This window comes from Streptomyces sp. NPDC057271, from assembly GCF_042668715.1.
Classification (GTDB): domain Bacteria; phylum Actinomycetota; class Actinomycetes; order Streptomycetales; family Streptomycetaceae; genus Streptomyces.
Genome location: NZ_JBHUYJ010000224.1, coordinates 1 through 2646, shown reverse-complemented (window position 1 = coordinate 2646; position 2646 = coordinate 1). Strand labels below are relative to the sequence as shown.

The following is a 2646-nucleotide window of genomic DNA, read 5'->3' as shown; positions in this document are numbered from 1 at the left end:
CAGACGATCGCCGCCCACCTCATCAGGCAGGCCACCCCCGCCACGGCCGGCCCGATGCTGGTGGTGGCACCGCTGTCGGTGCTCAACCACTGGAAAGAGGAGATCGCCCTGACCGCGCCGGGCACGCCCGTACGTGTCCTGCACGGGCCGCGAGCCGACCTGCGTGGCCTGGAGCCCCACGCGATCGTGCTGATGACCTACGAGGCCCTGCCCTCCCGCCACAAGGCACTGCTCGCGCAGCGGTGGTCGATGGTGGTGGCCGACGAGGCCCAGAACATCAAGACGGCCAACGCCGTGTGGGCACAACGCCTGCGTTCCCTGAACTCCCACGCCCGGTTCGCCCTGACCGGCACTCCCGTCAGCAACACCCTGGAGGACCTGTGGGCGCTGCTGGACTGGACCACGCCCGGTCTCCTGGGTGACCTGAACTCCTTCCGTACCGCCTACCCCAGCGCCCCCGGCACGCGCGGCGGCAAGGCCCGGGCGGTCCAGCCCGCCGTGGCCCTGGAGGACCTGATCCGTCCGTTCGTCCTGCGCAGGACCAAGAGTGAGCGGGGGATCGCGGAGCAGCTGCCGACAAAGACATACACCAACTGGGTGGTACCCATGGCAAAGGATCAAGCCGCCCTGTACGCGGCGCTGGTGGCCACCGCCCGCAACAGCGGCCGGCGCGACAAGAAAGCAAGCGCGATGGCGCTGGGCACGAAACTGCGGAAGATCGCCAACCATCCGGCGCACTACCGGGGCGAGGTCCCGCAGGGCGAGGTCCCGCAGGGCGACCTCGCCAAGCAGTCGGGCAAACTCGCCAAACTCGACGAGCTGGTCACCAAGATCATCCAGGCCGGCGAAGCGGTCCTGGTGTTCACCCAGTTCGTGGAGATGGGCAGGCTCATCCAGCGCCACCTCGATGACAGAGGCGTGAGCAGTTTCTTCCTGCACGGGCAGGTCAACAAGAACACCCGCGCGGCCTGGGTGAAGACCTTCCAAAGCGGCGCCGACGACGCCCCCAGCGTGTTCATCATCTCCACCAAGGCAGGCGGGACCGGACTGACCCTCACCCGCGCCAACCACGTCATCCAGTACGACCTGTGGTGGAACCCCGCCGTGCTCGACCAGGCCGACGCCCGCGCCCACCGGATCGGACAGACCAAACCCGTACAGATCCACCGGCTGATCAGCCAGGGCACCATCGAGGACAAGATCTCCGAAATCCTCGTCGGCAAAGCCACCCTGGCCGGACAGGTCCTCGACAACATCCAGGGCAACGCCGACACCCTCACCGACGACGACCGCTTCACCGAACTCCTCGCCGAGCACCTCGCCGAGCACCCCGCCGAGCACTCCGCCACCGGCACCGGCAGCGGCAGCACCGACCCCCACCCTGGCACACCCCACACCCTGCCCACCCCCAGCACCTCTGCCGGAACTCCGCCGGTCGCCACACCACAGACCCCCGCGCCCCCCACCAGCACACCCAGCGGGCCCACCGCTCCACCCACCCCGGAAACACCCCGCACCCCCACCGCCCCCGAACGGGCCCCCCGGTCCCGGCGGAGGCGGAAGAAGACCACGACCGCCATCGATTCGATCATCAACCCCACACCCGGCCGGCGCACCACCCGCGGCTCCCGGCCGACGCACGACAGCACGACCGGCAACGCCTCCGTCTCACCGGTCCCCGGCCATCCGCAGACCCACCACGCCGACGCCGGCACCGGCACCGGCACCGGCACCAGCACCAGCACCAGCACCGAAGATCCGGCCAACCTGCCCGCCACGCCCGGGCAGGACACCACGACAATGCCCACACAGGAATCCGCCGCCACGCCCGACAACCAGCATCCGCCGGTGGCGCGCCAGGGCATCGGAGAGGACGATTACGCGGATCAGCAGATAGCCGGAGGCCACCCGGCCCCGACCCCGGTCATGGATCCGACCCCGGCCCCGATCACGGTCATGGATCCGGCCCCGGCCCCGGCCCCGGCCCTGGATCCGGTGGCGGCGTTCGAGGCGATGCTCGACGCACCGACAGCACACGACGTTCCCGTGGTGACGGTGGCCGATGTGCTGACCCGTCTGGTGCACCACGTCCTCTCCCTGGCCGCCGATGGCATCGTGCTCTCTCCCCAGGAGGTGACCGCCCTGATCCACGGCCCCCATCACATGCCCACGCCGCACGAGGAGGACTACACGCGCGGCCTGCTGCAGGCCACGGCGCTGCCCCACACCGGGCGGACAGGCCTGCTCAGCCCCCGGCTGATGGGCCGGTTCACCGAGGCCGTCCACACCGAACTGGCCGCCGGCCGGCAACCGGACACCACGGCGCTGCTGTCCACGCTCCTCTCCCCGAACACCCCCACACCCCCGATGCTCGCCCAGGCGCAGGGCTGGCTGGACGCCACAGCCCTCCCGCACACCCCCGGACTTCCGCAGGCCCTGATCGCCGCCGCACGCCACCTCGCCTCCGCCCACCCCAGCCACTTCCAGGCGGTCAACGCCATCACCACCACCCTCATGCACAGCAGCCAGGCCACCGCCTTCCAGAGCCAGGCCATCGACCAGTGGCTCAACGTCCCGGCCACCAGCCTGCCGGCCACCACCCCACCCGCTCCCGCGAGCCCCGTGCAGGCCTTCCGGCGCATGCTG

General features: G+C 70.7%; 1 protein-coding gene. It reads left to right on the top strand.

The window, feature by feature from the left end:
- A partial coding sequence (locus ACFUJR_RS39060) for an SNF2-related protein (RefSeq protein ID WP_383451285.1) occupies window positions 1-2646 on the top strand: 2646 nt, incomplete at both ends.